We start from the raw sequence: 6985 nt of genomic DNA, 5'->3' as shown, positions 1-6985 counted from the left end.
TGTCTGCTTATCCTTCCCCCCCCCCTGCGGCGCCCTCCTCCCCCCCCGCCTCAAAATCTCCCCGTCATACGCCGGGACGAGACAGGTCGCGCAGGGGGCGACCCAGCACCAGCGGCAACAGGGCCGGCTCCAGGGCGCCGCGTTCCACGCAGAGCTGGCGGAAGGCGGTGTCGTAGCGTTCCAGCTCGGCAAGTTCCCGGCGGACGGCCGCCACGTCCGGCGTTGTCGCCAGGTCCTGCCAGAGGCGGAAATAGCCGCCTGCCGGGCAGGCTTCCTCGTGGGCTTCGGCCAGCTCCTGCCAGAGGGGGGCGCGGGGTTCGACGGGAGCCAGTCGGGCAAGGAGTTCCGCCCGTGAAAGGAGCTCGCCTGTCGCCAGCAGTTCCTCCACGGCCTGCGGGGCCTCGCAGAAGAGCGCGCGGCATTGCAGGGGACGGCTCTCGTGGATGGCGCAGGCGGCCTGTCCCGCGGTCTCCCGCAGGTAGGGGCATTGCCAGGGATGGGGGCCGACGCCCGCACCGGCGATCTTGAGCAGCTCGCGGGCCAGCGGCGCCAGGTTGCCGTCGCACGGCGCAGCGTCGGCGGTCGTGCCCCGGCTGCCGTCATGCCGGGCCCATTCGCCACGCCGCAGGCAGACAAGGGCGGACAGGGGCAGGCTCCCGTCCAGCAGCCTGTCCGCATCGCCGCGCATGAGGGTGGGGCCGCCAAGGCGGCAGCACTGCCCGCAGCGGCGGCACTCAGGCATGGGGGGCCTCCTGCGGCTGCTGGTGGAAGCGGCCGCCGTAGCGGCGTCCCAGCCATTGCGAGAACTTTTCCATGTAATAGTAGTACACGGGAGTGATGTAGAGCGTCACGAGCTGGGAGAAGCAGAGCCCGCCCACCACGGCGAGACCGAGGGGGCGGCGGGCGTCGGCGCCCATGCCCATGCCGATGGCCAGCGGCACAGCGCCCATGAGGGCGGCCATTGTCGTCATCATAATAGGCCGGAAGCGCACATGGCAGCCCTGGGTGATGGCCTGAAGCGGGGTGCAGTTCGGATCGTGACGCTGGGCCTCCAGCGCGAAATCCAGCATCATAATGGCGTTTTTCTTGACGATGCCCAGCAGCATGATGACGCCCACGAAGCCGTAGAGGTCCAGAGGCTGCCCGAATATCCAGAGGGTGAGCAGCGCGCCGAAGCCCGCCGAGGGCAGACCGGAGAGGATGGTCAGCGGATGGATGAAGCTTTCATAGAGGATGCCCAGCACAAGGTAGATGACCACGATGGCCAGCAGGAGCAGCCAGCCCATGCCGGAGAGCGAATCCTGGAAGGCCTGGGCCGTGCCCTGCGATTCAGCGCTGACCGAGTCCGGCAGCAGCGGCAGGGCGGCGCGCTCCACGGCGGCCACGCCTTCGCTGAGGGCCACGCCCGGCCGCAGGTTGTAGGAGATGGTCACGGCCGGAAACTGCCCGGAATGACTGACGGAGATGGGCCCGACCCCGGGCTTCATGCTCGCCACGGTGGAAAGTGGCACGAGGTCTCCCTGGCTGGAGCGCACATAGAGGCGCGAAAGCGCTTCCGATGACTGCTGAAAGGACTTGAGCAGCTCCACAAAGACCGTGTAGTCGTTGCTTGGCGCGTAGATGGTGGAGATCTCCCGCGAGCCGAAGGCTGATTGCAGGGCCAGTTCGATCTGACTGGCGCTCACGCCCAGCGCGGCGGCCCGGTTGCGGTCGATCTGCACCCGCAGCTCGGGATTGCGCAGTTGCAGGTCGCTGTTCACGTCCTGTATCTCCGGCACGAGGCGCAGGGCCTGTTCCACCTTTTGCGCGCAGTCGAAGAGTTCGTCCATGTTGGGGCCGGAGAGGGTGTACTGGTACAGCGACTTGGACGAACGGCCGCCGATGTTGATGGACGGCGGCACCCGCAGGAAGACCCGCAGGGCGGGCGATGTATTGAGCTTGCGGCGCAGGCGCTCGGCCACCTCGTTGATGCCTTCGCGCTCGTTGTAGGGCTTGAGGCGGATCATAAGATTGCCGTTGCTCATGCTCTGGCTGCTGCCCACGATGCCCACCACGGAGTTGAAGCTCTCGACCTCCGGGTCGTTACGCAACAGATCGTCGAGCGAATGCTGTGCTTCCACCATGCCCTGGAAGGAGATGCCCTGTTCGGCCTCGGTGGTGGCGCTCATAAAGCCCATGTCCTCGGTGGGCAGGAAGCCCTTGGGGATCACCATGCCCAGCCAGGCCGTGGCCAGCAGGAGCAGCACGGAGGCAAGCAGGGTCAGCCGCCGATGGCGCAGCACCACGTCCAGCGAGGCGGCGTACTTGTTCGCCAGCCAGTCGAAGGCCCGTTCCATCCTGCCGTACATGCCTTCGTAGCCGGCGCGGTGCTGCGGTTGCGCGCGCAGGAAGTAGGCGCAGAGCATGGGCGTGAGGGACAGCGAGATGACGCCGGAAAAGAGGATGGCCGTGATGATGACCACCGCGAACTCGTAGAAGAGCCGCCCCACCACGCCGCCCATGAAGAGCACGGGGATGAAGACGGCGGCCAGCGAGATGGTCATGGACATGATGGTGAAGCCGATCTCGCGCGAGCCGTCATGGGCCGCGGTGAGGGGATCCTTGCCCATCTCCTGATGACGGACGATGTTTTCCAGCATGACGATGGCGTCGTCCACCACGAAGCCCACGGCCAGGGTGAGCGCCATGAGCGAGAGATTGTCCAGACTGAAGTCCATGCCGTACATGACCGCAAAGGTGGACACCACGGACATGGGCAGGGCCAGACTGGGGATGATGGTGGCCGGCAGGTTGCGCAGGAAAAGGAAGATGACCAGCACCACGAGGAAGACCGTCAGCACGAGGGTGAACTTCACCTCGGCCACGGATTCGCGGATGGTCTCGGAGCGGTCATAAAAGATGTTCACCCCCACCGAGGGGGGGACCTGCCGCTGCAGTTCGGGCAAAAGCGCGCGGATGGCGTCCACCACTTCCACGGTGTTGGCCCCGGGCTGCCGCTCCACGGCCAGGGTGATGCAGGGCGCGCCGTCATTGCTCCAGGCGAGCTGCTTGTCCTGCTCCACACTGTCGATGACCCGGCCGATGTCGCGCAGGCGCACGGGCGCGCCGTCCCGGTAGGCCACGATGACGTCCCGGAAGGCCCGCGCATCTTCCAGCTGACCGGAGGCCTTGATGGACTGCGAACGCCGCGCGCCGTCCAGCGAGCCTGTGGGCAGTTTGCTGTTGGCGGCCATGATGGCCTCGGACACCTCGTCGATGCCCAGACCGCGCGTGGCCAGGGCGTCCGGGTCGAGCTGCACGCGCACGGCGTATTTCTTCTGTCCGTAAATGACCACCTGCGCTACGCCCTTGACCATGGAAAGCCGCTGGGCGATGAGCGTATCGGCGTACTCGTTGAGCTGATAGAGCGGCAGGGTCGGCGAGCTGACGCGCAGATACAGGATGGGCAGGTCGGCGGGATTGACCTTGCGGAAGCTGGGGTCATTGGTCATGTTGGTAGGCAGCCTGCGCCGGGCAAGGCCTATGGCCGCCTGCACGTCCAGGGCCGCGGCGTCGATGTCCCTGTCCAGCGCGAACTGGATGGTGATGCGCGTGCGGCCCGTGGCATTGACCGAGGTGATGGAGTCGATGCCCGCAATGGTGAAGAACTCCTTCTCCAGCGGCGTAGCCACCGAGGCGGCCATGGTCTCCGGGTCCGCGCCGGAGAGATCGGCGGATACCTGGATGGTGGGGAAGTCCACGTTGGGCAGCTGGTTCACCGGCAGGTTGACATAGCCCGCCGCGCCGAAAAAGAGCAGGCCCAGCATGACGAGCACCGTGGCCACCGGACGACGGATGAAGAGGGAGGCGATGTTCATCTAAAGCTCCAGTATCTGACGCACGAGGAGGAACGCGCCCAGCCCCGTGCAAAGCACACCGATGGCCTTTTTGGCCAGCTCGGAAGAGATGCGTCTGGCCACCTGAAGGCCCACAAGACAGCCGGCCATCTCCATGAGCATGATCCACGGCAGGATATGCCAGTCGATGAAGCCGGAGCAGGCATTGCCCCAGCTGCCGGAAAGGATGGTGCCCAGCTGCATGAACATGGACGCGCCCACGGCAAAGAAGGGCGTATAGCCCACGGCCACCATCCAGGGGATGGAGAGTACCGGTCCGCCCGCCCCGGTCAGGCCGGCCGTGAGCCCGGTCGCCACCCCGATGCAGAACAGCCCCCGGCCCGACAGCCAGAACGCGCTTCCCTGTCCCTGCCGGCTCGGCCGCAGGGCCGCCCCTCCCGCAAAGATGATGATGCAGGCCAGCAGACAGACCAGCGGCGGCCCGGGCACATAGGCATTCAGCCTGCCCCCGGCTATCCCTCCGACGATGCCCCCCAGCAGGAAGATCAGCGCCTTGCCGGGCCTGTACCAGCCCATGCGCGCATAGATGAAGGCCGAGAACAGGCTCAGGGGAAGGAAGGATGCCAGCGCCGTGCCCATGGCCACATGGGTCTCCATCCCGCCCGCGAACATGAGCACAGGCGGGATGAGCACGCCGCCCACGCCGGTAACGGCACCCAGAAACCCCACCAGAAAACAGACCGCCATGATCGCCAGCATCGCCGCCCCCCCTGCGTCGTGAAAACGTCTTCCCGGACCTCGCCGCAACGTGCCGGCGCTAGCACCAGCCCGGCGCATCCAGCTCGCCGCAGGAGGCCAGCGCGGCATAAAGCACGATGCCCGCCGCCGTGGACATATTGAGGCTGCGCACGCCGCCGGGCCTCATGGGGATGCGCACCGCCTCCCCCCGCGCCAGCAGATGGGCGGGCAGGCCGCGCGTCTCCGGCCCCATGACCAGACAGTCGTCCGGCGCAAAGGCAAAGCGGTGCAACGGGGTCCCGCCCCGGGCCGAGGTCATGACGCAGCGGGGGGCGCGCCCCCCGCGGACCTCGCGCGCCGCCGCCAGCCAGCTCTCCCAGTCCGGCCAGACCGCAAGGCGCACATTGGGCCAGTAATCCAGCCCGGCCCGGCGCAGGTAGCGGTCCTCCAGACGAAAGCCCAGCGGCTCGATGAGATGCAGCGGGGTGTCCGTCGCCGCGCACAGACGGGCCACATTGCCGGTGTTGGGGGGTATCTCCGGCTCGTAGAGCACTAGTTCCACGCGCGCTCTCCCGCCGTGCCCCTCAGCCGGCCGGCAATGCCCGGCACGACCTGACAGCTCACCCGCATGTCCCGCGCGCCGTAGCCGCCGTCATCCAGCGTGGCGAAGGAGTCGGCCTCCAGCACCTCCAGACGGGCCGTCCCGTCCGCGGCCTCCGCCGCGCCGTTTTCCGCCAGATGGCCGCGCAAAAGCTCCAGCGCCCGCGCCTCCACCTGCGGCAGACGGGCCGAGGCGGCCAGCCGTTCCTCATGGTCCAGCGCCGGGGCCCGCAGCAGACCGCGTCCGGTATCGGCATAAATCTCCAGCGCCGCCGTGGGCAGGGTCAGCGCCGCCCCCACGGCATTGGCCACATCCGCATGGGGCGGGCAATCCACCGGCAGCTCCAGGAAGCGCGCCAGCCGCTGCCGCAGACGGTCCGCCGGACCGCCCACCAGCCAGACGCGCCGTGGCCGCAGGGTCCGCATGCCCTTGAGCGCCGCCAGCGTATAGACCGGCCGCTCATTGCAGGCGCGCAGCAGGGCTGCCGCCGCCTCGCCGATCCGCCGCAGGGCATCGGCCACGGCCTGTTGCGCGAGCGTCGCGCAGGAACGAGCGCTTGCCGCCGCCAGCGCTTCCAGCGCCCGGCGCGAGGCCGCCGCGTCGCCGGAAAGCGGAAGGTCCGGCGTTTCGGCATCGAGCACATTGAGCGCGTCCAGCAGGGTCGGCCGCGTGCCGCCGAAGGCGCAGGCAGGCCCCTCGCGCAGCGGGCCCACCCGTACGCCGTCCTCCATGGGGTTAAGGAGCGAATCCCCGCCCACGCCGATGGACAGCGAAGCCAGCGCCCGCACCAGCGTACGCCGCCCGCCCAGCAGCATGCCGTCCCTGTCCACCACCGGCGAACCGTCCACGAAGACGGCCAGATCGGTAGTGGTGCCGCCCATGTCCATGAGCAGGGAGCAGTCGTCCTCCTCCACGGGCGCAAGGGCCATGACGCCCATAACGCTGGCCGCCGGGCCGGAAAGGATGGACTGCACAGGCTCCCGGCGCGAAAGCGCCGCCGGGACGGCCCCGCCGTCGGCCTTGAGCAGGCGCACGGGGGCGCTGATGCCCTCACGGGCCAGCTCGCCCTCCACGGCATCCAGAAAGGCGGCATGCAGACGGGCCACGGCCGCATTGTAATAGGCGGTGGCGATGCGGCGGGGAAAATTGAGCTGCCCGGAGAGAGCATGCCCGCAGGTCACGGGCAGGCCGCAGGTACGGGCGGCCACCTCCCGCATGGCGTTCTCGTGCGCGGGGTTGCGGGGCGAGAATTTGCCCACGCAGGCCACGGCCCGCACGCCATCCTCCTTCCAGCGGGCGGCGGCACGGACAAGGGCCTCCGGCGCAAGGGGCGTCACCTCCGTTCCCCGGTGGTCCAGCCCGCCGGGGACCACGCAGACATGGCCGCCCAGCGCGAAGCGTTCCGGCGCAAGCCCCGGCCCGGCGGAAAGGGCGAGCCCCACCCTGTCGGCCTTGTCCTGCACGATGGCGTTGACGGCCAGGGTGGCCCCCAGGGTCACCCGGCCGATGCGTTCGAACATGCCGGCCCGCACCGACGGATGTTCCCGCAGCCGCCGCAGCACGTCGGCCACGGATGCCGGCAAGTCGTCATGGCGGGTGACGGTCTTTGCCGACGCCACAAGGCCTTCCGGCCCGCAGAGGACCGCGTCGGTATGCGTTCCCCCGGCATCGATGCCCAGTACATATTCGGTCATGCCAGCTCCCCCTTTCAGCCGCGGCCACGCGGCCGCGCCTCCTTTTTGTAGCGTCCGGCGGCGGCGCTGGCAAGCGGCCCCGGGCGGAGCCCTTGCCATATGCGGCGCTTTTCAGT

5 protein-coding genes are annotated in these 6985 nt (G+C 68.6%); all 5 read right to left on the bottom strand.

Translation table 11 applies throughout. The features are described from left to right. Positions 1–64 precede the first annotated feature (64 nt). The 5 genes from Q0J54_RS01180 to Q0J54_RS01160 are packed head-to-tail and all read right to left on the bottom strand — an operon-like array spanning position 65 to position 6869. The gene (locus tag Q0J54_RS01180) at positions 65–742 is read right to left on the bottom strand and encodes a YkgJ family cysteine cluster protein (protein WP_296303458.1); all 678 of its coding nucleotides are present in this window, start codon (positions 740–742) and stop codon (positions 65–67) included. After that, positions 735–3857 (bottom strand): efflux RND transporter permease subunit, encoded by a 3123-nt coding sequence (locus Q0J54_RS01175; RefSeq protein ID WP_296303457.1) that lies wholly within the window; start codon positions 3855–3857, stop codon positions 735–737. The genes Q0J54_RS01180 and Q0J54_RS01175 overlap by 8 nt, the downstream gene beginning before the upstream one ends. Further along, positions 3858–4673, bottom strand: coding sequence for a sulfite exporter TauE/SafE family protein (locus Q0J54_RS01170; protein WP_367172212.1), 816 nt, complete (start codon positions 4671–4673; stop codon positions 3858–3860). Continuing rightward, positions 4654–5136 carry a tRNA (cytidine(34)-2'-O)-methyltransferase gene (locus Q0J54_RS01165; protein WP_296303455.1) on the bottom strand — a complete coding sequence of 161 codons (483 nt, stop codon included), beginning with the start codon at positions 5134–5136 and terminating at the stop codon, positions 4654–4656. Before Q0J54_RS01165 ends, Q0J54_RS01170 begins: the two co-directional genes overlap by 20 nt. Then, complete coding sequence (locus tag Q0J54_RS01160; RefSeq protein ID WP_296303454.1) at positions 5127–6869, bottom strand: hydantoinase/oxoprolinase family protein; 1743 nt, start codon at positions 6867–6869, stop codon at positions 5127–5129. The genes Q0J54_RS01165 and Q0J54_RS01160 overlap by 10 nt, the downstream gene beginning before the upstream one ends. Positions 6870–6985 lie beyond the last annotated feature (116 nt).

Source organism: uncultured Desulfovibrio sp., from assembly GCF_944324935.1.
GTDB lineage: Bacteria > Desulfobacterota > Desulfovibrionia > Desulfovibrionales > Desulfovibrionaceae > Desulfovibrio.
Note: the sequence above shows the minus strand (reverse complement) of the source record. Positions and strands in the feature narration are given on the sequence as shown.